The organism is Aggregicoccus sp. 17bor-14 (assembly GCF_009659535.1).
Taxonomy (GTDB): domain Bacteria; phylum Myxococcota; class Myxococcia; order Myxococcales; family Myxococcaceae; genus Aggregicoccus.
Genome location: NZ_VJZZ01000004.1, coordinates 377,788 through 397,827, shown reverse-complemented (window position 1 = coordinate 397,827; position 20,040 = coordinate 377,788). Strand labels below are relative to the sequence as shown.

Below are 20,040 nucleotides of genomic sequence, written 5' to 3'. Positions count from 1 at the left end.
CCTCGGGAGCCTGCAGCGCGCGCTGTGGGAGGCCTCGGCATGCGCGGTGAGCGCCCGCAGGCCCGCACCGCGGGCGGCTCCCGCCGAGAGCCTCCCGGCGCCCGCCGAGGACTCGAACAGGAAGGGCGCGCCAGGGCGCACGCAGAGAAGCCCGGCATGGTGGATGCGGGGCCTCGCGCTCCGGCAGGAGTCTCCGTGGCGGCCCTGGCATTGCGCGCGGGAAGCCTCGTCGGGTGGCTTCGCCGTCTTGCGCGCAGGCAGAGCCCGGGCGTGAAGGCCGTCCCGGACTCGCGCCGGGCCGGGAGCCGGACGCAGTGGCCCCCGGACTCTCTGCGCAGACCGCAGTCCCGAAGGAGGGGCAGTGCCCGGTGGCGGGCGCGTGCGGCGGCCCTACCTACTCCGCGGCGCGCCCGGTCGGCGCGCCACGGAGCGGGGGTAGGTCAGTTGCAGTTCGTGCCGTTGTGGCGGCAGTCGTGCACGTTGCGCGGGACCTCGAGCCAGTGGATGGGGCCCATGAGATCGCCGGCGCCCACGGACACGGACATGGGCGGAGCGCCGGGCTCGATGGACACGCCGCTGTAGAGGATCTCGCCCGTGTTCGCGTTGACCGAGATCACCGGGGCCGGCTGCTGCGGCGCGATGTAGGTCGTGCGCTGCACGGAGCGGGCGGTCGCCGTGTAGGTGGAGCCACCGGCGGTGCCGCACGAGATGGCGCCGGTGATCGCATCGGCCTGGTAGATGTAGGCGGTGTCCGGAGGCAGCGTGGTCTGCCCGCACGCGATGGTGGTGTTCGCGTTCGGCACCAGCGTGTTCCACAGCACGCACCCGCCCAGCAGCAGCGCCGAGCTCGCCGTGCGCTCGTCGCCCACGTAGCTCGCGGTGTTCGCGTTGCTGTGGTCCAGGTACCAGCCGTCGTCGCTCGCGGAGGAGACCTGGCTCGCCGCGTTCTTGAGCGTCGAGTCCGACAGGGCGTAGTCGTCGTAGGTCTTGGCCTGCGTGGCCGTGGTGAAGCGCGCGCGGTTGCCCGTCGTGTCGAAGAGCTTCAACGAGTAGAAGCGCGTCTTCGTCACGGTGTTGGCCACCGTCTCGACCTTGGTGCCCAGCGGGCGGCCGGTGTCCACGGGACACTGGACGCCACCGTCCGTGCCGCCCCAGTCGCAGTACGCCGGCGCGGCGTAGGTCGCCGAGCCGCCGTCCAGCGTGGTGCTGCAGGTGATGCCGTAGTTGATGTTCACGTCCACCACGTCACTGCAGCTGGCGCTCGGGCTGCTGGCGCTGTCCTTGCTGAAGCTCCCCGACGGCACGTCCGTGGAGCCGGCATCGAGGCTCCAGCTCCCGGTGGCGTAGTGGCCGCTGGTGCCACCCGTGGGCGAGCTGCCGAACCGGTACTTCGTCGCCTGGACGGAGACGCTGCAGCCCTTGCGGATGCAGGCCGTGAGGTTCGCGAGGCCGCACGAACCGCCGTTCGGGTCCTTGATCTGGTCGCGGTTGCCCGAGCCCACGAGGATGCGCAGCTCGCCGGACGGCAGGCTCGCCACCACGGCGCGCTGGAAGAAGGGGCTGCGCTGCGAGTAGGAGCTGCCCTTGAGCTGCACGAAGGCGCGGGCGCCGTACCAGTTGGTGTACAGGCCCGCAGTGTTGGGCGTCCCCGGGGCCTTCAGGTTCATCACCCAGATCTGACCGCCGGTGTCACCCACCACGGCCAGGTCGAAGAGCCCGTCCTGGTCGCTGTCCACGAGCGAGGGCGGCGCGGCCACCGGCATCAGGCGCTGGCGCACCTCGTCCGTCCCCGCCCCGGCGTCGCTTCGGGCGAAGCGGTACACCTGCGCCCCGGTCCAGGCGTCGAGCATGTGGACCGAGCGGCCGCGCAGGTACGCGGGGTCGAAGCCGCCGCCCACCGCCACGATGTAGCGCTCGATGGCGGGGGTGGTGCCCACGCTGAAGGGCGCGGTCCCGGTGCCCGTGTAGGCCTGGGCGATGGGCCCGATCGGCGCGGCGCCCGGGCCCAGGTCGTTCCAGGACTCGCCCATCTCCAGCGACTCGGTGGTGCCCGGGGTAGGGGAGGACCAGAGGAAGCGCGGGGAGGTGGGGTCGGTGACGTCCAGCGCGAAGTAGCCACGGCCACCCTCGCGCTTGCCCACGATCGCCACGGTGTGGAACTCGTCCGCCTGCTTCAGGTTGTCCTTCGTGGTCGTGCTGCCGCTGCCGTCCGCCCAGATGTCGCGCACCATGGGCGTGCCGTCCACCAGCAGCTCGTGGCGCTCGCCGATGATGTAGCGGATGAGCTTGGGGAGCATGTCGGGCGGGATGAAGGCCCACAGCTCGTCGCCGGTGCCGAGGTCGAAGCTGCTCACGCCGCCGTCGGTGGTGGCCGCCTGGTAGTTGCCCGCGTTGAAGGCGTGCAGCATGCCGTCGTTGGCCGCGACCAGCACGAACTGCTGCCGCTGCGCCCACGTCGAGGCGTAGGAGTTGTAGGCCGCCACGCCGCCCGGCGTGAGCGTGGTGCTGTAGAGCGAGGGCACGCACTGGTTGATGAGGCCCGTGTCGCAGAGGAAGGTGGCCGCGGGCGGCGTCACCAGCACGGGCGTGGAGTGGAAGATGTCGCCGAGGATCTTGGGGCGCGCCCGCGGCGTGACGCTCCCGCCGTCCGCCAGCACCTGCAGCTGGCTCAGCACGTTCTCGCCATGCATGAAGCGGATCACGTCCGCGGTGCAGTCGTCGTCCGAGGTGTACGTGTGGCGCGTGAGCGCGCCGAGCGTCGTGCAGAGCTCGCCCTGGTACCCACCCAGCCTGAGCAGGGGCGTGATGTTGGCCCTGTTGGCAAAGGTGAAGTCCACGAGGCCGGTGCCGTAGCTGCCCACGCTCCCGCTGGGCGCGACCGTGAAGATGCGCCGGGCCGTCTGGGTGGTGGCGGCGCCGCCGTCCGCCGCCCCGAGCAGCGCCTCGGTGCGGGCGGTGAGGTTCGCGGAGGCCTCCCAGATGGGCGTCGCCGGGTAGTCGCCGCCGTCCGCCTTGGTCTTGATGGGCCAGCCGTTGGTGCCGTAGGGCTGGCTCGTGTCCAGCTCCACGAAGTCGCCGTTCGCGTTCTCACCCACGTACTTCCCGTTGCGGTCGCGCAGGTAGAGGTCCGCGCAGCTGCGGTTGCCGTTCGGGTTGAGGCCGCCGTCGGTGCCGTAGTTGGCGGCGGTGCAGCCGGCGGTGAACTCGTTGTACAGCTCGAAGCGGGTGAGCGTTCCGGACCACTGCGGGCCGTCCGAGGGGCGGAAGCGCGGGATGAACGCCGAGGTGGAGCCGCGCGTCTGCACCGAGGTGATGGCGGCGGCGGAGAACGAGGTGGCGCGCGAGATGATGCTCACCAGCACGTTCTTGATGTTGTTCTCCAGGTCCTCGAACTCGTCCGCGATGAGCGCGGACTGGGTGCCTCCCGCGGAGGCGATCTCGTCCAGGCCGAGCATCTCCCCGGCGGGGCTGCTGCGCTCGCCGATGCCCACCACGTAGGTCCTGATGCGCGGCGCCGGAGAGGCGCGCGTGTTGAGCCAGCGCGCCACGTCGTCCGCGAAGTCCATGTCGCAGGTATTGGTGGAGGACTGGCGGCTGCCCGCGCCCGTGATGCTCGAGAGCGCAGGCCAGGTCGGGTTGAGGAACTCGTTGCCGTCGTCCTCCGTGCCCATGCCCACCGTGGTGCACTGCTGCTCCGCGTTGCAGTAGCCCGGCAGGATGCCCAGGGCGTTCTTCGTGCAGCGCGGGTTCGCCGTATCTCCGCGCCCGTCGGTGAAGAGGACGATGAAGTCACCCGCGCAGCCGCCGGGGCAGGGGCCGCTGCTGCCGTTCGCCATGGCGGCGCCGGGAATGGTGGTCTGCGAGGCGCTGCTCGCCACGTACCAGCTGGAGGGCTGCCCATCCATGTACCAGCCCGTGTTGAAGAGCATCTCCGCCGTGGGGTTCGCGCTGCTCGCGTAGCTGAGCGAGTCGATGGCCCCGAGCTTCTGGTTCAGCGGACGGCCCTGGCCCTGGCAGGACTGGGGGAGCATCTTCTGCACCACCTGGCCGCCGGTGGCGCCGTTCGTGGCCACCACCGCCTCGCGCAGGGACGCGAGCAGCGGGCCGTTCACCAGGCGCTTGTAGGCGAGGCTCAACAGGGTCCACTTGGGCGGGTGGAAGCGCAGGAACTTGCCGGTGAACACGGCCTGCGTGGAATTGTCGGTCGGGTTGGGGACGGGGTTGATCCAGTAGCCGTTGCTGTCCAAGCAAGCGCGGCAGGCGTTCTTCTGCGACGAACCGCCGGCATTGGTGCACGCCGTGTCGAAGGTCTCACCCGCCGCCGAGCCGTTGGCCGGCCACGTGAGATAGCGGTAGGCGTTGCCCGGGGTGAGGCCATCGCTCTGGCCGCCGCCGCCCGCGTAGGTGGGGCCCGGGTCCGGGTAGCTGACGGTCGAGCTGTTCTTGTACGTGCCCTGCAGGGCCGCGGCACCCGTGGGCGGCGCCACGTTGGTGCTCATGAAGTAGGTGAGCCCGTTCAGGTACGTGTTCGCGCAGCCGGTGCCGGCCTGGCGGATGCTGTACATGCGGTGGGTGAACTGCTTCATCGACGCCTTGGCCGGGTAGACCAGCGTGACGTTGGTGTTGCTGCCCTGGGCCGAGGTGCCGGTGAAGAACTGGTTGTCACCGCGCTCGGGCGGGTTCGAGAAGAAGTCCAACCGCTCGACGTCGCGGTTCCAGCACGCGGTGTCGTCCTCGTTGGAGGCGAGCGCGGAGGAGGCGAGCAGCAGCGCGGCGGCGGCGGTGGTGAAGTGGAAGAGGCGTCGCATGGTGTCTGCCCTCACAGTCCGAAGCGGACCAGGTACTCGACTTCGCTCTGGCGGAACCCGCCGTCCGCGGTGCTGCCCGGCGCGCTACTCGAGCAGACCACCGTCATCCGGTACACCTGGCCGCCCAAGCCGGCCTTGGCGATGCGGTTGGACACGTCACTCACGCCGATCTGCGACTGCGCGGAGCCCGACGTGACGGCCACCACCGACGTCACCGTCGCCCCCGAGAGGTCATAGTGGCCGGTCGCCAGCGTGTGATCGTTCACGGACTCGCTGAGCGTCACCTGCGTGGGCGAGGCGCCGTAGGCGCTGAACTTGCTCATCAGCAGCTCGCGCGCGGTGTCCGCGCAGCTGACCGAGGCATCGTGGTGGCGCTTGGCCGAGACGGACTCGCCCTCGCTCGAGGCGCGGTTCGCGATGGCGAGCCCCACGATGGCGAGGACGAGGACCAGCATGACGGCGAGCAGCAGGGCCGAACCTCGCTCGGCCCGGCGCGCGCCCGGGAGGGGACTGCGCATGGGATACTCCAGGAACTAGAAGGTGAAGTTACTCCGCGATTCCATGTTGCGGAGCGAGACCTGGGTCTGGGCGGTGTAGAGCTTGCGGCCCTGGATCTGGACTGGGGTGGTGCGGTTCTCCGCGCCATCGAGCGAGTCGCCGGCCCAGGTGGCACCGCGGTTCGCGTCCGTGCGCACCGAGCGCAGCGTGAGGGTCACCCGGACGCCGCGCACGTTCGCCTCGTTCTTGGTGAAGCGGGAGAGGTCGGCGGCGGGGGTGGAGTAGGTGGGCGGGGCGTAGGTGGTCCCGCCCACCGTCACGCTGCCGTACGCCGGCTCCTCAGGGCCGCCGCTGTTTCCGATGATCCAGTCGGAGTTGGCGTCCGGGTAGTTGGTGACGCCGCCGGTCGGCGGCACCATGTAGGCCACCTGCATGTCCACCACGTTGCGCGCGATGGGCACCCAGTCGGCCTCGTCCACGCCGGTGGCGGGCGAGGTGCCGTTGAGGTCCAGGCCCGTGTCGAGCATGAGCCAGGGATCCGGGCTGCCGTTGGGCGTCGCCACGAAGTAGCGGTAGCGGTCCACGAGGAAGACGCTCGCGGTGACCGCGCCGTGGCAGTTGTCCGCCTTCAGGTCCGTGAGGTTGTTGTAGGGAGCGCTGTCGACGGTGTCAGGGGTCAGGGTGACCGCGGTCGCGCTGGCGCCCGCGGAGTAGCGCGCCGAGAGCGTGAGCATCACGGGCTTCGTGGCGCCCTGGCACATCACCTGGACGACGCGCCCCTTCTCCAGCACCTGGTTCGCGCGCAGGGTGATGGTGACGGTGGGGGTGGTGGCGGTGAGGTTCGCGCTGTCCACCGGCCACGCATTGCCCCAGTAGCAGCTGCCGGTGGCGCCGCCACCGGTCGAGGGGGCCGTGCAGGTGCCGGTGTTGCTCTCCATCCGGTAGCTGGGGTTTCGCGAGACGAAGACCAGCTCGTCGGGGCCATCGGTCTTGTCGCGGCAGGGCGCGGTGGGGCACAGGTACTTGAAGTCGAGCGCGTTGCGCGGGTCGATGCCCCAGCCGGCGCTGCGCAGCGAGGTCTCCAGCTGCAGCAGCGCGTCGCGGCTGGACTCGCTCGCCACGCGCGACATGTCCATCGCCTGCAGGTTCTTGTTCTGGCTGAGGAAGGCCATGGACGCCATGCCGATCGTGATGAACATGATCGACGAGGCGATGATCAGCTCCAGCAGCGTGAAGCCGCGGGGACGCGAGGGGCGAGCACTCATTGGAAGACGGCCTGGGGGTTGGGCTTGTAGGCCATGGTGGTCACCTGGCGGAAGCCGAGGCCGGGCTCCTTCCAGCGCACGATGATCTGGATGAGCTTGCCGTTGGCCTGGCCACCGCCCGTGAGGTTCGCGGCGTACACGTTCCAGTAGCGGGTGAACTCCGCCGTCCCGTCGCGGTCCGCGTCCAGGGCCAGGCCCCGGTAGTTCGCGGCCGTCAGCACGCTGTCGGAGAACTGCGGGGTGGGGCTCGGGGTCGCGGCGCGTCCCAGGTCCCAGCCGCTGGTGAGATTGGTGTCGGCGAGCGAGGTGATGGCGGTGCCGGGAGACAGCCGGCTGTCCGCGTAGGGCCAGCCCCGCATGTTCTCGGCGAGCTCCTGGGCGACGGTGGTGGCCTGCGCCATGCGCTTGTTGAAGACGTTGGCGCGCGACGTGATGATCTGCAGCGAGGCGAAGCCCAGCAGACCCACGAGCACCACGCCCATGGCGATCATGGCCTCCACCAGCGTGGTGCCGCGCTGGGCGGCAAGGCGGCGCGAGTGCGTGCTCATTGCTCGAAGACCTCGATGACACCGGAGCGCCGGATGACGGCCACCGTGAAGGTGCGGGTGAGGTTGCCGGTGGTGCCCTTGATGCTGAACTGCTGGCCGATCACCGTCGGCGAGGAGGCGGCGCTCGCTCCGGCGAACGAGGCCGCGCCGTTCGAGGTGAAGAGCACCGCGCCGAAGCCCGAGTTCGTGCCGGAGGACTTGCAGAAGCTGCACGAGGCCAGCGAGGCCCCCTGCGCCGTGGTGACGGGCACCTGGGCGAAGGGCGCCGGGAGCGCCGCGTAGGAGGACGCCGCGAAGCTCACGTCCGAAGGCAGCGTGCCGGACGCGAGCACCGTGCCGGGCGCGGTCGGGTCGAAGGTGTCCAGGTTGAAGCCGGCCGCGGGCGCCTGCACGCCCCACCACCGCTTGCCGGTGGTGTCCACGACGAACGCCGTGGTGATCCCGCGGCCCACCGCCTCGGCGCGCATGCGCCGCAGCGCCTGGGCCACCTCGGTGGTCGCGTTCGAGTAGGTGGCGCGCTTCTTCATGTTGCCGAGCGCGGCGTAGCTGAGCCCTGCGAGGGTCGTGACGATCGCCAGCGCGATGGCGATCTCCAGCAGGGTGAAACCGCGTTGCATCTGCACTCTCATGGCACTCAAGGTGCCTGCAAGAGTAGTGCACCCTTCAACATCACGGAAATCGCTGGCTTCCGCCCGCCGAGACCCCTCCCGAGCAGGCTACTTCTTGCGAGGTACGCAAACGTTGCGAGGTAGGCGCGGGCCCACAGCGTGCGCTGTTGTGCGCGCCGGGGTGCGCACCGCGCACGCAGCACTCAACGCGTGGCGAAGAGGTCGAAGCCCGCCTCGCGCAGCATCCGCACCACGGTGAGCATGGGCAGCCCCTGCACGTTCGTGCGGTCGCCCTCGAGCCGCTGCAGCAGCGCCTGCCCCCGCCCCTCCACGCGGTAGCTGCCCGCGCAGCCCTCCCACTCGCCGGTGTCCAGGTAGTGCTCCAGCTCCGCCTCACCCACCGGATAGAACGAGAGCAGGCTCACCTCCACCGCCTGCGCGGCGTGCCCCGGCCCCAGCAGGCACACCCCGGTGCAGATGGCGTGCGTCCGGCCCAGCAGCTGGCCCAGCTGCCTTCGCGCGGCCTCGCGCGTGGGGGGCTTCGCGAGCACCTCGCCCTCCACCTCCACCAGCTGGTCCGCGCCCAGCACCCAGGCCTGCGGGTGGCGCGCGCTCACCGCCTGCGCCTTGCGCTGGGCGAGCAGTCGGACGGCCTCTCGTGCGCCGAGGGTGGGGGAGACGGCCTCGTCCACGCCGGGCGCCTCGGTGCGGTAGGGCAGCCCCAGCCCGTCCATCAGCGCGCGGCGGGCAGGGGAGGTGGAGGCGAGGATGAGCTCACGCATGGTGGGACCTACCGTAATCGTGCAGGCGGCCGGCGCCAACGGAGCGAGGGGGCAGGCGCCGCGCGCCCGGCCTTCCCCCAGCTTTCCCCCATCGACGCGATGCCGTAGCCTGCCGGGCCCTATGTCGACGCGCCGGCTCCGCGGCCCTCTCACCACGCCCAGGCGTGCCCTCGCCCTCGCCCTGCTGCTCGCCGCGGCGGGCTGCCAGCGCACCCAGCCGGAGGCTCCCCGCGCGGCCGCCGCTGCCGTCCCCGCCGCGCCCGAGCGCACGACGCCCGAGCGCACGCCTGAGGTCCGCGAGCCCCCGCGCGGCGAGCCGCACCCGCACGTGCAGCCGCTCGCGGTGTGCAAGGACGGAGGCGCCCCGCCGCTCGAGGCCGCGCGCGCCCACTACGACGCCCAGCACTACGCCGAGGCGCTCAGCTGCGCGGCGCGCGCCGCGGCGCTCGAGCCCGACAGCGCGGACGCGCACGCCGAGCGCGGCCTCGCGCTCGCGGCGCTGGAGCAGGATGCCGAGGCGCAGCTCGCCTTCGCGCGCGCGCTCGCGCTGGAGCCGGGCAACACCAATGCGCTGTGGGGCGCGGCGCACCTGTACATCGTCCAGCTCGCGAGCAGCCGCGAGCACGACGAGCTGGGGCTGCTCTACGCCGAGCGCGGCCTCTCCGAGTCCGTGAAGCGCCCCGAGCAGCTCGCGGACTTCGCGCTGCTCGCGGCCATGGCGCTCAACGACCTGGGCCGCTCGGCCGAGGCGCTCGAGCGCGCGGCGCTGGTGCTCGCGCGCGAGCCCAAGGACCGCGAGGCCGCGTACGAGCGCGCGCTCGCGCTCTTCGAGCTGTGCCGCTTCAAGGAGGCCAAGGCCGCCTTCACCGCGCTGCTGGACGACCCGGAGCGCGGCGCCCACGCGCACCATCACCTGGGCCTGCTGCTCGAGCGCGAGGGGAAGCTGAAGGAGGCGCAGGCCCACCTGGACCGGGCCCGCGCGCTCTCCCCGGACGAGTTCCCCGCGCCCCAGCTGCTCGGCGTCCCGGAGTTCCAGGCGGAGGTGGCGCGCGCCGTGGCGGCGCTGCCCGCGGACATGCGCAAGGACCTGGAGGGCATCCCGGTCACGGCCGAGGACGTGCCGGCGGATGCGGACCTGCTCTCGGGCGAGCCGCCGCTCTCGCCCACCATCCTGGGGCTGTTCCGCGGCCCTCCGCTCGATGAGCCCTGTGACGGGAGCGAAAGTCCTTGCCGCTCGGTGGCCCTGTACCGCAAGAACCTGGCGCGCGCCGTGACCAGCCGGGCGGAGCTGCTCGAGCAGATCCAGGTCACGCTGCTCCACGAGGTGGGGCACCTGCGCGGTGAGGACGACGAGGAGCTCGCCGCGCGCGGGCTCGAGTGAGCGCGCCATGTCGAAGTACAAGAAGACCGCCCTCGCACCGGAGCAGCTGCTGCCCACGGTGAAGGTGAGCCCCAAGGGGGCCAAGGGCCTGCGGGGCGCGAGCCCCTGGCTGTACCGCACGGAGGTCGTGGAGGCCCCGGAGGCCCTGCCCCCGGGCGCCGTCGTCCGGGTGGTGGACCTGCAGGGCAACCCCATCGGGCAGGCCTTCCACGCGCAGAAGAGCCCGCTCGCGCTGCGCCTGCTCACCCGCCGGAGCGCCGCGCAGGAGCCGGTGGACGAGGCCTTCTTCGAGCGCCGCCTGCAGCTCGCGCTCGCCCGGCGCTCGGCCCTCGGCCCGCGCGACGGCGTGCGCCTGGTGCACGGCGAGGCGGACCTCCTGCCCGGCCTCTTCGTGGACCGCTACGGCGCGGGCCTCACGCTGCAGACCCTGAGCGAGGGCATGGACGTGCGCAAGGAGGCGCTCGCGCGCCACCTGCTCGCGCTCACCCGCGAGCAGGGCGTGACGCACGTGGTGTGCCGGGACGACGCGAGCGGGCGCGACTTCGAGGGGCTGCCGCGCGAGGTGCGGCTGCTCGCCGGCGAGGCGCCCGCGCGCTTCACCTACCACGAGGGGCAGAACCGCTTCGAGGTGGACCTGCTCGGGGACATGAAGACGGGCGCCTTCCTCGACCAGGTGGACAACCACCTGCGCGCCGGCGAGCTCGCGCGCGGCGAGGCGCTGGATCTCTTCAGCTACCACGGCGGCTTCGCGCTCTCGCTCGCGCGCCGCTGCAGCCGCGTGCTCGCGGTGGAGCAGGACGCCACGGCGGCCGAGCGCATCGGGCACAACGCCCGCGCGAACGCGCTCTCGAACGTGGAGGTGCAGCACGGCAACGCCTTCGACGTGCTGCGCACCTTCGCCCAGGGCGAGCCGCGCTTCGACACGGTGGTGCTGGACCCGCCGGGGCTCGCCAAGCGCAAGGAGGGGCTCGGCACGGCGCTGCGCGCCTACCACGAGCTGAACCTGCGCGCCTTCAAGTGCGTGCGGCCCGAGGGGCTGCTGGTCACCTGCTCCTGCTCGGGCAAGCTCTCACGCGAGGCCTTCGAGGAGATGGTGCTCTCGGCGGCGCACGACGCGCGCCGCAGCGTGCAGATCCTCGAGCGGCGCGGCGCCGGGCTGGATCACCCGGTGCTCGCGGGGCTGCCGGAGAGCGAGTACCTCAAGGCGCTCTACCTGCGCGTGCTCTAGCGGCCGCGCGCAGGGCGCTACTCGATCCCCAGCTCCTTGCGCAGCCGGCCCACCACCTTGAAGTACTCGGTGCGGCCGAAGGCCACGTTGAGGATGTGGAAGTCCTTCTTGGAGAGCCCCACGCACCCGAAGCAGTAGTTGCAGTCCGAGAGGTTGCGGCACAGCACCAGGTAGGCGCTGGTGCTGCAGTTCTCGCACTGGATGCAGTACGCGCACGCGTTGCAGCTCTTCGCGTCCGTGCAGTGGCTGCAGTTGTTGCACAGGGTGCAGCGCGTGCAGTGGGTGCACTGGTAGCAGCTGTCGCAGTCGGTGCAGAACATGCAGTTCGCACAGCGCTGGCAGCCCTCGCACGCGTAGGAGCCGGGGTTGCCCGGGTCCGCCGAGAACTGCTTCGCCAGGCGGCCGAACTGCTCGAGGAACTCCCGCTTGCCCAGCTGCGCCACCGCCGCGCGCGCCGCCTCCACGTCCGCTGCGGACTCCGTCGCCCGCGTCCCTGCTCCCTTGCCCGACTCCTTGACCACGGTGCGGTGCTCCTTTTTTACCTGCCCCCGAGGGCGATGGGGGCCTGCGCGAGCCGCGACAGACCCGGTAGATCCATGCGCTGCAGCACGGCGCGCGCCTCCGCCGTGGAGCTGAAGCCGTGGCCCGTCACGGCCACCACGAAGCGCTCGCCTACCAATAGCATCGCCTCCACGCGCCCGCTGTCGTCCGGGCGGTGGCTCACGTAGCCCACCGCGCTGTCGAAGAGCAGGGGGCGGGTGGGCAGCGCGAGCACCGGGAGCCCCGCGGCGAGGCGGCTCGCCTCGGCGGCCTGGGCCTGCTGCGTGGTGGTGCGGATGGACTCCGCGATGCGCGCGTACAGCGAGGTGTCCACGATGCGCACCGAGAGCTGGCGCGCGCCGCGCTCGCCGCCCGGCCCCAGCTCCCCGGCGTCCAGGGCGCTGCCCGCGCTGAACACCTGCTCGGCCTCGCTCACCCGCACCTCGCCGTAGCGGCCCGTGGAGGCCACGGCGCGCAAGGGGCGGAAGCCCTCGGGCGGGGGCGGCAGGAAGGCCTGCAACGTGCGGAAGGGCATGCAGCCCTGCTCCGCACCCGCGGCGCTCGCGGCCGCCGCCGCGCGCGAGGCGGCCGCCGCCACGGCGCCCGCGTCCGGGGACCCACGCAGGCCCAGGTCCTCGCCGGACGCAGCGCTGCGGCCGCACCCGGCGGCAGGGAGCAGCACGACACTGAGTACTGCCAGCAGCGCCTGCACGGGTCGGTGGTTGCGCACGGTGAAATCAAAGAGTATCCCGGGCCGCCGCGCAATGGACCTCTCGAAGCTCAATCCGCCACAGCGCGAGGCCGTGACCACCCTGCAGGGCCCCCTGCTGGTGCTCGCCGGGGCCGGCAGCGGCAAGACGCGCGTCATCACGCACCGCATCGTGCACCTGCTCAACGAGCGCCCGGGCAACATCCTCGCCCGCAACATCCTCGCCGTGACCTTCACCAACAAGGCCGCCTCCGAGATGAAGGAGCGGCTGGTGCACATGGCGGGCCCTCGCGCCCAGGGTGTGCTGGTGTGCACCTTCCACGCCTTCGGCGCCGAGGTGCTGCGCGAGGACATCCACCGGCTGGGGTGGCCCAGGAAGTTCGCCATCGCGGACATGGGCGACCAGCTGGCCATCATCCGGCGCGCCATGCGCGAGCGCAGCATCGACGACCGCGCCTTCGATGCGCGCAAGGTGCTCACCCTCATCTCGCGCCACAAGAACGCGGGCCAGGAGCCCCAGCCCAAGGGCCTGGGCCCGGACGGCGAGGGGATGGGGGACGACTACGATCTCATCACCCACCTGGTCTTTCCCCTCTACCAGCTGAGCCTCAAGGCGCAGGGCTCGGTGGACTTCGACGACCTGCTGCTCTTGCCCGCGCGCCTGCTGCGCGAGTTCCCGGACCTGCGCGAGAAGTACACCCGGCGCTTCCGCTACCTGCTGGTGGACGAGTTCCAGGACACCAACTACGCGCAGCTGGACCTGCTCACGCTGCTCGCGGGCGACAACCGCCACGTGTGCGCGGTGGGCGACGACGACCAGTGCATCTACAGCTGGCGCGGCGCCGAGGTGAAGAACATCCTGCGCTTCGACCAGTACTTCCCCGGTGGGAAGGAGGTCCGGCTCGAGCAGAACTACCGCTCGAGCCAGGTGGTGCTGGACGCCGCCAACGCCGTCATCGCGCAGAACCCCGAGCGCAAGGCCAAGCGGATGTGGACCGACCGCGCCGGGGGCCAGCGCATCAAGGTGGTGACCTGCCCCAGCGAGGAGGAGGAGGCGCGCTACGTCGCGCACGAGATCCTCAAGCACCTGTCCGCGGGCATCCCCGCGGACGACATCGCGGTGCTCTACCGCACCAACGGCCAGGCCCACCCCATCGAGGAGCAGCTGCGCGAGAAGGGCATCCACTACGAGGTGGTGGGCGGCAGCGAGTTCTTCGACCGGCGCGAGGTGAAGGACGTCATCGCCTACTTCAAGGTGATCGCGAACCCGCAGGATGAAGTGAGCCTGCTGCGCATCGTGAACGTGCCGGCGCGCGGCATCGGGGACGTGACCATGGAGCGCCTCGCCGCCTTCGCGCGGGTGAAGGGCGTGCGCCTGCCGGACGCCATGGCGCTCGCCGCCGAGTGCGAGGACCTGCCCACGGGAGCGGCCGAGAAGGTGGGCGAGTTCCTCGCCCTCATCGAGCGCTACCGCCAGGCCTACACGCGCGGCAACCTCGCCGAGACGACGCGCCGGCTGCTCGAGGAGACGGGCTTCAAGGAGGCCGCGCGCGCGCTCACCGCGAGCGCCACCGTGGCGGACCGCAAGCTCAAGAGCATCGACCAGGTGCTGACGTCCCTGGACAACTTCGAGAAGCGCGAGGGCAAGAAGGCGAGCCTCCTCACCTACCTGAACCGCCTCTCGCTCGACACGCGCCAGGAGGAGGAGGAGCTGCCCACGGGGGCGAAGCGGGTGACGCTGATGACCCTGCACTCGAGCAAGGGGCTCGAGTACCGGCTCGTCTTCTTCATCGGCATGGAGGAGGACCTGATGCCCCACGGCGGCATGCAGGGCGAGGCGCAGAACCTCGAGGAGGAGCGCCGCCTCTGCTACGTGGGCATCACCCGCGCCAAGGAGCTGCTCTACCTCACGCGCGCCGGCACCCGGGTGAAGCGGGGCAAGGAGGTGCCCCGCACGCCCAGCCGCTTCCTCCAGGACCTGCCGGACGAGTGCGTGGAGCTGGTGGACCTGAGCGCGCCGCCCCCCGGGCCCCCCACGGAGAAGGAGAAGAACTTCTTCGCGGACCTCAAGAGCCGCTTCAAGGCGAAGACGGGCTAGGGGGCAGGGGAGGGAGCGCCTCCTGGCGAGGGGCGGGATGAGCGCGCGCCGCCCACCTGTCCTTGACTTCCCGTCCCCGTCGTCCTATCTCGCCCGCTTTCCGCCCGCCTGCCCGGCTCGTCCAGTAGAGGGTCGGAGGGTTGGGAACAGCTTGCGGCCCGCTGAGGGAGGCGCCGCAGATTCAAGCAGTTCTAAAGGGAGTTCACGCAATGTCGCAGAGGACCTACAGCGCGAAGCCCGCGGACATCAAGCGCCAGTGGCACGTCATCGACGTGTCCGACAAGGTGCTCGGCCGCGCGGCCAGCCAGATCGCCACCCTGCTCAAGGGCAAGCACAAGGCCATCTACACCCCGTCGATCGACACCGGGGATCACGTGATCGTGATCAACGCGGCGCAGGTGAAGGTGACGGGCAAGAAGGAGCAGCAGAAGCTCTATCACCGTCAGCCGCGCGCCGGCTTCCCCGGTGCCCTGAAGACCACGAACCTCGAGAAGCTGCGCGAGCGTCACCCCGAGGACGTCATCATCAACGCCGTGAAGCGCATGCTCCCGCGCAACGCGCTCGGCCGCCAGATGATGACGAAGCTCAAGGTGTACGCCACCGACGCCCACCCGCACGCCGCCCAGAAGCCGGTCGCGCGCGAGGTCGAGGCTTAAAGCCCTCTTCGAGAGAGACGACAAAACACAATGGCTACCTCTACTTACAACGGTTTCTACGCGACCGGCCGCCGCAAGGAGTCCACCGCGCGCGTGTGGCTCAAGGCTGGCGCTGGCGTCATCACCGTCAACGGCCGCGAGCTCAACGACTACTTCGGTCGCGAGACCTCGAAGATGGTCCTCAACCAGCCCCTCGAGATCCTCGAGCAGAAGGGCAAGATCGACGTCACGGTGAACGTGAAGGGCGGCGGGCTCAGCGGCCAGGCCGGCGCCATCCGCCACGGCATCGCGCGCGCCCTCTGCGCCTTCAACCCGGAGTTCCGTCCGGCCCTCAAGAAGGCCGGCTTCCTCACCCGCGATGCTCGCGCGGTCGAGCGCAAGAAGTACGGTCAGCCGGGCGCCCGTCGCCGGTTCCAGTTCTCCAAGCGCTAAGCCGCTCGGGAACACCGAAGCTTCGGAAGTACGCCAGCGGCGGAGGCCTCCCTCGGGAGCCTCCGCCGTTGTGCTTTTGCGGGGCCGCTGTGTGCGCGGCTCCCACGGCGCGCCCGCGCCCATGCGGGTGCTAGAGTCCGCGGCTCCCCTCCTCACCGGGTCGAGCCGGAACGGCGTCATGGAACTGAACGAGATTCTGCAGATCGCGCTGCGCGGCGGCGCTTCGGACATCCACCTCAAGGCGGGCCTGCCCCCGATGTTCCGGGTGGACGGCAGCCTCGTGCCCCTCAAGGACGGCAAGCGGCTGCCTCCGGAGGAGGTGGCGCGCATGGCGTTCGGGATCATGAACGAGTTCCAGAAGGAGAAGTTCAAGAGCTCGAACGAGGTGGACCTCGCCTACGGCGTGCCCGGCCTGGGGCGCTTCCGCGTCAACGTGTTCCAGCAGCGCGGCACGATCGGCGCCGTGCTGCGCGTCATCCCCTTCAAGGTGCTCTCCATCAAGGAGCTGATGCTGCCGCCCAGCCTCGAGAAGATCTGCCTCGAGGAGCGCGGCCTCATCCTGGTCACCGGCACCACCGGCTCGGGCAAGAGCACCACGCTCGCGGCGCTGATCGATCACATCAACTCGCACGAGACCAGCCACATCATGACGGTGGAGGACCCGATCGAGTTCCTCATCCGCGACAAGCGCTCCATCGTGAACCAGCGCGAGGTGGGCGTGGACACCGCCTCCTTCAGCGTGGCGCTCAAGAGCGCGCTGCGCCAGGACCCGGACGTCATCCTGGTGGGCGAGATGCGCGACCTGGAGACCATCGAGACCGCGCTCACCGCGGCCGAGACCGGCCACCTGGTGCTCAGCACCCTGCACACGCTGGACGCCACCGAGACCATCAACCGCATCGTCTCGGCCTTCCCGCCCTACCAGCAGAAGCAGGTGCGCATCCAGCTGGGCAGCGTGCTCAAGGCGGTGGTCAGCCAGCGCCTCGTGCCGCGCGCGGACGGCAAGGGCCGCGTGGCCGCGGTCGAGGTGCTCAAGTGCACCACGCGCGTGAAGGAGCTCATCGAGGACAAGGACCGCACGAAGGAGATCCCGGACGCCATCGCCCAGGGCCACCAGACCTACGGGATGCAGACCTTCGACCAGTCGCTCATGCAGCTCGTGCGCAACGGCCTGGTCAGCTACGACGAGGCGCACCGCCAGTCGACGAACCCGGACGACTTCGCGCTGCGCTTCAGCGGCATCAGCGGCACCTCGGACTCCAAGTGGGACGACTTCGACGCGCGCGCCGGCGAGGCGCCCGCGGTGCCCGGCACCCAGGCCTTCGCCCAGCGCGGTGCTCCGGCGGGCGCAGCGCCCCCGGCCGCCGCTGCGCGCGCGCCGCTGGCCGGCGGGCCCATCCGCCCGCCCACCGGGCCCGCGGCTCCCGCGCGCACCATGACCCCGGCCGCGCCGCGCCCCGCAGCCCCCGCGCCCGCGGCCCCTGCGCCGGCCGCCGTGCCGCCTGCGCCCAAGCCGGCGGGCGCGGACGACTTCGAGATCGAGCGCTTCTAGCTAGGCGTCGTCGTCGCCCAGCTGCGCGCGCAGGCGCACGAGGCGCGAGGGGCCGACCAGCCCCTCGCGCGCGAGCGTCTGCAGCCAGCCCACGAGCGCGGCGAGAGCCAGGCCCTGGGCCTGCTCGTCCTGCCCCTCGAGCTCGCCCTCCACCACGGACTCCACGTGCTCGGGGTTGATGGGGGCGGGGCCGTCCTCCCACGCCGCGTTCACCAGCGCGCGCGCCATGCGCTCGCGCAGGGTGCGCGCCTCGGGCGTGGAGCCCTCGCGCGCGTACGTGTCCACCAGCCCGTCCACGCGCTCGCGGCTCAGGGACGCGAGCGCGGGCACCTCGCCCAGCGTCTCGAGCACGAAGTCCGCGTCGAAGTCCGCGCCCTCGTCGTCGTAGCCGAAGGCCTCCTCCAGGAGGATGGAGGCGATGAAGGCGTCCGTCTCCTCGTCGCTCGCGCCCTCGGTGCCGAGCGCGGCGCGGGCGCGCGCCACGGCGGGCCCCAGCCGCGCGTCCTCCGCGAGCGCGCGCACGGCGGCGTGCGCCGAGAGCAGCACGAGCGCGGCCTGGGTGTCCGAGGAGAGGTGGCGCGCCGTGCGCGAGCCGGTGAGCACCGCGCGCTGCTCGGGGTGGGCCTGGGCGGCGGCGGCGAAGAGGGGCTCGGGCCCCTCCAGCGGCTCGCCCGCCTCCAGCTTGCGCAGGGTGTCTCGGGCGGCGTCGGGGTCGAGGAAGCGGGCGAGGACGGGGTGCATGACAGAGGGGGCTGTTAGCACCTTGTGGGAGGGCGGTGTAGAGGAGCGGTGCATGGCGTCCGACGACTCACAGGATGACTCCCGGGAAGGCTCTCCGGACGGCGGCCCGCGCCGCCCGCGCGCGAAGCGGGCGCCGCCGCCCCCCTCGGGCCCCGAGGCGCTGCAGGCCGCGCAGGACGCCTGCCTGCGGCTGCTGCGCGCGCGCGCCCGCAGCACGCGCGAGCTCGCGCTCGCGCTGGAGCGCCGCGGCTTCTCCGAGGCCACCCGCGACGAGGCGCTCGAGCGGCTTCGCGGCTGGGGCTACCTGGACGACGCGCGCTTCGCCCGCGAGCGTGCCGGGGCGCTGCTCTCCCGGGGCCGGCTCGCGCCCGCGGCGGTGCTGCAGCGGCTCGAGGCGCAAGGGGTGGAGGGGGCGGCGGCGCGCGCGGCGCTGGGGGAGGCGAGCGCGGAGGCCGGCTTCGACGCCCGCTCGGCCGCGCGCGCGCTCCTGCAGAAGCGGCGGCTGCTGCCCGGCGCCGCCCCGCTCGGGCCGAGGGACCGGGCGCGCGCCGCCCGCCTCCTGCTCGGGCGGGGCTACTCCGAGGACCTGGTGAACGAGCTGCTCGGTGCGGGAGCGCTGGACCCCCCTGGCGGGGAGGATTAGCGTGTCGCCCCCGAACATGCGCACCCTCCGCCTCGCCCTGTCCTGCTGCTGTGCCCTCCTGCTCGCTGCCGGCTGCGCCAGCACCCAGCACGCCCCGGTCAACTTCACCCAGGACGCCCGCTCCAACCTGGACAAGGGCAAGGAGGCGCTCGAGGGCAAGGAGTTCGAGGAGGCGCAGACCTACTTCGAGGAGGTGCGCACCAAGTACCCCTTCCTCGAGGAGGCGAAGGAGGCCGAGCTGCTGATGGCCGACCTGGACTACGCCCGCGAGCGCTACGCCGAGGCGCGCGACCGCTACCAGGCCTTCGTGAAGGCGCACCCCTCGCACCCCAGCGTGGACTACGCCGCCTTCCGCGCCGCCACCACGCACCTCAAGGACATGCCCACCGAGATCTTCTTCCTGCCCCCGGCCTCGGAGAAGGACCAGGTGGAGGTGAAGGGCGCGTACGAGGCGCTGCGCGACTTCCTCAAGGAGTACCCGGGCTCCAAGTACGAGGGCGAGGCGCGCAAGCTCTTCGACGACGTGCGCCGCCGCCTCGTGGACCACGAGCTGTACGTGGCGCGCTTCTACGCGAAGCGCGACCGCTGGGCCGGCACCGCGCGCCGCCTCGAGGGGCTGCTCGAGGCCTACCCGGGCTCCTCGAAGGAGGAGGAGGCCTTCTTCCTGCTGCACGAGGCCTACGAGAAGCTGCACGACACCGCGCGCGCCCAGGAGACGCTGCGGCGGGTGCAGAGCCGGATGCCCGGCACGCCCGCGGCCGAGCGCGCCCGCAAGCTGCTGGGCGCGTGAGCGCAGCGCAGGCCTCAGCCCGAGCCGAGGCCCGGGCGCGCAGGGCAGGGCTGCTCGTCGGCGCGCTCGCGCTCGCGCTGCTCCTCCTCTCGCCGCGCCTGCTCTCGCTCTCGGCGGGGCCGCGCGCGGAGATCCTCACCGCCCTCAAGTCGCTCGAGCAGCGCGGGCTCGAGCTCTCCGTGCCCGGAAGCCCCCAGCCGCTGCGCTCGCGCACGGTGCACTTCAGCCGCCTGAGCGTGGGGCCGGCGGATGGCGCCGGGCCCCCGGGCGCCGCCGCGCTCGCCCGCGCGACGCTGGACTTCGAGGGGGCGCTGGGCGCGACGAAGGTGAGCTCGGTGGGCGTGGAGCAGGTGCCCTTCGCCCCGGGCGCCTCCGGGAGCGGGGGCGTCGCGCGCTGGCGCCCGGTGGCGAGCGCCGCGCCGCGGCTCGTGGCGGTGGTGGCCGCGCTCGAGGCGCGCCGCCAGGCGCTCGAGGCCGGAGACCGGACCCGGCTCGCCGCCCTCTCGGCCGGGGGCGCTCCGCAGGGCGCGGCCCCGAAGGCCTCCGAAGAGGCGCTCGCGCAGGTGCTCTCCGTGCAGGACCGCGACTACCGCGCCGAGGCCTGGTACGTGCGCCTCGAGCGCGACGAGGCCTCGGTGGGGGAGCACTGGCACCTCACGGGCTCGGCGCCCGGGGGCAGCCGGGTGGACCTGCGGGGGGAGCGCCGGCTGCTGCTCGTTCGCCGCGGCGAGGAATTCTTCTTTTCCCCCGGGGTCATGTAG

General features: G+C 71.9%; 18 protein-coding genes. 9 read left to right on the top strand and 9 right to left on the bottom strand.

What is annotated here, in order from left to right; genetic code table 11:
* Nucleotides 1-440: 440 nt before the first annotated feature.
* The 6 genes from FGE12_RS10455 to FGE12_RS10430 form a co-directional block, all read right to left on the bottom strand.
* Complete coding sequence (locus FGE12_RS10455) at nucleotides 441-4,808, bottom strand: pilus assembly protein (protein ID WP_153866227.1); 4,368 nt, start codon at nucleotides 4,806-4,808, stop codon at nucleotides 441-443.
* 11 nt (nucleotides 4,809-4,819) lie between these two features.
* Nucleotides 4,820-5,326 (bottom strand): hypothetical protein, encoded by a 507-nt coding sequence (locus FGE12_RS10450; protein WP_153866226.1) that lies wholly within the window; start codon nucleotides 5,324-5,326, stop codon nucleotides 4,820-4,822.
* A 15-nt stretch (nucleotides 5,327-5,341) separates the two neighbouring features.
* Nucleotides 5,342-6,571 carry a prepilin-type N-terminal cleavage/methylation domain-containing protein gene (locus tag FGE12_RS10445; RefSeq protein WP_153866225.1) on the bottom strand — a complete coding sequence of 410 codons (1,230 nt, stop codon included), beginning with the start codon at nucleotides 6,569-6,571 and terminating at the stop codon, nucleotides 5,342-5,344.
* Nucleotides 6,568-7,119: a hypothetical protein gene (locus tag FGE12_RS10440; protein ID WP_153866224.1), complete on the bottom strand. Its 552-nt coding sequence runs from the start codon at nucleotides 7,117-7,119 to the stop codon at nucleotides 6,568-6,570. The genes FGE12_RS10445 and FGE12_RS10440 overlap by 4 nt, the downstream gene beginning before the upstream one ends.
* Nucleotides 7,116-7,736, bottom strand: coding sequence for a Tfp pilus assembly protein FimT/FimU (locus FGE12_RS10435; protein ID WP_194797766.1), 621 nt, complete (start codon nucleotides 7,734-7,736; stop codon nucleotides 7,116-7,118). The genes FGE12_RS10440 and FGE12_RS10435 overlap by 4 nt, the downstream gene beginning before the upstream one ends.
* A 194-nt stretch (nucleotides 7,737-7,930) precedes the next feature.
* Nucleotides 7,931-8,509 (bottom strand): nucleoside triphosphate pyrophosphatase, encoded by a 579-nt coding sequence (locus FGE12_RS10430; protein WP_153866222.1) that lies wholly within the window; start codon nucleotides 8,507-8,509, stop codon nucleotides 7,931-7,933.
* Between the two features lie 121 nt (nucleotides 8,510-8,630).
* Here FGE12_RS10430 and FGE12_RS10425 point away from each other — a divergent pair, with 121 nt between their 5' ends.
* Nucleotides 8,631-9,890, top strand: coding sequence for a metallopeptidase family protein (locus tag FGE12_RS10425; RefSeq protein WP_153866221.1), 1,260 nt, complete (start codon nucleotides 8,631-8,633; stop codon nucleotides 9,888-9,890).
* Between the two features lie 7 nt (nucleotides 9,891-9,897).
* Nucleotides 9,898-11,118 (top strand): class I SAM-dependent rRNA methyltransferase, encoded by a 1,221-nt coding sequence (locus FGE12_RS10420; protein ID WP_153866220.1) that lies wholly within the window; start codon nucleotides 9,898-9,900, stop codon nucleotides 11,116-11,118.
* Nucleotides 11,119-11,135: 17 nt separating this feature from the next.
* Here FGE12_RS10420 and FGE12_RS10415 read toward each other — a convergent pair whose 3' ends face one another.
* The gene (locus FGE12_RS10415) at nucleotides 11,136-11,639 is read right to left on the bottom strand and encodes a caib/baif family protein (protein ID WP_370458952.1); all 504 of its coding nucleotides are present in this window, start codon (nucleotides 11,637-11,639) and stop codon (nucleotides 11,136-11,138) included.
* A 17-nt stretch (nucleotides 11,640-11,656) separates the two neighbouring features.
* Nucleotides 11,657-12,388, bottom strand: coding sequence for a hypothetical protein (locus tag FGE12_RS10410; protein WP_153866219.1), 732 nt, complete (start codon nucleotides 12,386-12,388; stop codon nucleotides 11,657-11,659).
* Between the two features lie 34 nt (nucleotides 12,389-12,422).
* Here FGE12_RS10410 and FGE12_RS10405 point away from each other — a divergent pair, with 34 nt between their 5' ends.
* From FGE12_RS10405 to FGE12_RS10390, 4 genes are all read left to right on the top strand, one after another.
* Entirely contained in the window at nucleotides 12,423-14,465 is a 2,043-nt protein-coding gene (locus FGE12_RS10405) for an ATP-dependent helicase (protein WP_153866218.1), read from the top strand.
* Between the two features lie 209 nt (nucleotides 14,466-14,674).
* Nucleotides 14,675-15,121: a 50S ribosomal protein L13 gene (gene rplM, locus FGE12_RS10400; protein WP_153866217.1), complete on the top strand. Its 447-nt coding sequence runs from the start codon at nucleotides 14,675-14,677 to the stop codon at nucleotides 15,119-15,121.
* Between the two features lie 30 nt (nucleotides 15,122-15,151).
* The gene (rpsI, locus tag FGE12_RS10395; protein ID WP_153866216.1) at nucleotides 15,152-15,553 is read left to right on the top strand and encodes a 30S ribosomal protein S9; all 402 of its coding nucleotides are present in this window, start codon (nucleotides 15,152-15,154) and stop codon (nucleotides 15,551-15,553) included.
* A gap of 178 nt (nucleotides 15,554-15,731) precedes the next feature.
* Nucleotides 15,732-17,105 (top strand): type IV pilus twitching motility protein PilT, encoded by a 1,374-nt coding sequence (locus tag FGE12_RS10390; protein WP_153866215.1) that lies wholly within the window; start codon nucleotides 15,732-15,734, stop codon nucleotides 17,103-17,105.
* Here FGE12_RS10390 and FGE12_RS10385 read toward each other — a convergent pair whose 3' ends face one another.
* A complete protein-coding gene (locus FGE12_RS10385; RefSeq protein ID WP_153866214.1) occupies nucleotides 17,106-17,846 on the bottom strand; it encodes a hypothetical protein in 741 nt (246 codons plus the stop codon). It abuts the gene before it with no gap.
* A 52-nt stretch (nucleotides 17,847-17,898) separates the two neighbouring features.
* Between FGE12_RS10385 and FGE12_RS10380 the strand changes: the two genes are divergently transcribed.
* From FGE12_RS10380 to FGE12_RS10370, 3 genes are read left to right on the top strand one after another with little or no spacing between them, the layout of a single operon-like run.
* The gene (locus tag FGE12_RS10380; protein ID WP_153866213.1) at nucleotides 17,899-18,489 is read left to right on the top strand and encodes a regulatory protein RecX; all 591 of its coding nucleotides are present in this window, start codon (nucleotides 17,899-17,901) and stop codon (nucleotides 18,487-18,489) included.
* Between the two features lie 16 nt (nucleotides 18,490-18,505).
* A complete protein-coding gene (locus FGE12_RS10375; RefSeq protein ID WP_153866212.1) occupies nucleotides 18,506-19,279 on the top strand; it encodes an outer membrane protein assembly factor BamD in 774 nt (257 codons plus the stop codon).
* Entirely contained in the window at nucleotides 19,276-20,040 is a 765-nt protein-coding gene (locus FGE12_RS10370) for a hypothetical protein (protein WP_370458951.1), read from the top strand. The genes FGE12_RS10375 and FGE12_RS10370 overlap by 4 nt, the downstream gene beginning before the upstream one ends.

Coding starts and splice junctions, on each gene's coding strand:
- FGE12_RS10430 (WP_153866222.1), bottom strand. CDS start 8,509: ATGCGTGAGCTCATCCTCGCCTCCACCTCCCCTGCCCGCCGCGCGCTG.
- FGE12_RS10380 (WP_153866213.1), top strand. CDS start 17,899: ATGGCGTCCGACGACTCACAGGATGACTCCCGGGAAGGCTCTCCGGAC.
- rpsI (WP_153866216.1), top strand. CDS start 15,152: ATGGCTACCTCTACTTACAACGGTTTCTACGCGACCGGCCGCCGCAAG.
- FGE12_RS10375 (WP_153866212.1), top strand. CDS start 18,506: ATGCGCACCCTCCGCCTCGCCCTGTCCTGCTGCTGTGCCCTCCTGCTC.
- FGE12_RS10385 (WP_153866214.1), bottom strand. CDS start 17,846: ATGCACCCCGTCCTCGCCCGCTTCCTCGACCCCGACGCCGCCCGAGAC.
- FGE12_RS10455 (WP_153866227.1), bottom strand. CDS start 4,808: ATGCGACGCCTCTTCCACTTCACCACCGCCGCCGCCGCGCTGCTGCTC.
- FGE12_RS10440 (WP_153866224.1), bottom strand. CDS start 7,119: ATGAGCACGCACTCGCGCCGCCTTGCCGCCCAGCGCGGCACCACGCTG.
- rplM (WP_153866217.1), top strand. CDS start 14,675: ATGTCGCAGAGGACCTACAGCGCGAAGCCCGCGGACATCAAGCGCCAG.
- FGE12_RS10445 (WP_153866225.1), bottom strand. CDS start 6,571: ATGAGTGCTCGCCCCTCGCGTCCCCGCGGCTTCACGCTGCTGGAGCTG.
- FGE12_RS10425 (WP_153866221.1), top strand. CDS start 8,631: ATGTCGACGCGCCGGCTCCGCGGCCCTCTCACCACGCCCAGGCGTGCC.
- FGE12_RS10390 (WP_153866215.1), top strand. CDS start 15,732: ATGGAACTGAACGAGATTCTGCAGATCGCGCTGCGCGGCGGCGCTTCG.
- FGE12_RS10450 (WP_153866226.1), bottom strand. CDS start 5,326: ATGCGCAGTCCCCTCCCGGGCGCGCGCCGGGCCGAGCGAGGTTCGGCC.
- FGE12_RS10435 (WP_194797766.1), bottom strand. CDS start 7,736: ATGCAACGCGGTTTCACCCTGCTGGAGATCGCCATCGCGCTGGCGATC.
- FGE12_RS10405 (WP_153866218.1), top strand. CDS start 12,423: ATGGACCTCTCGAAGCTCAATCCGCCACAGCGCGAGGCCGTGACCACC.
- FGE12_RS10420 (WP_153866220.1), top strand. CDS start 9,898: ATGTCGAAGTACAAGAAGACCGCCCTCGCACCGGAGCAGCTGCTGCCC.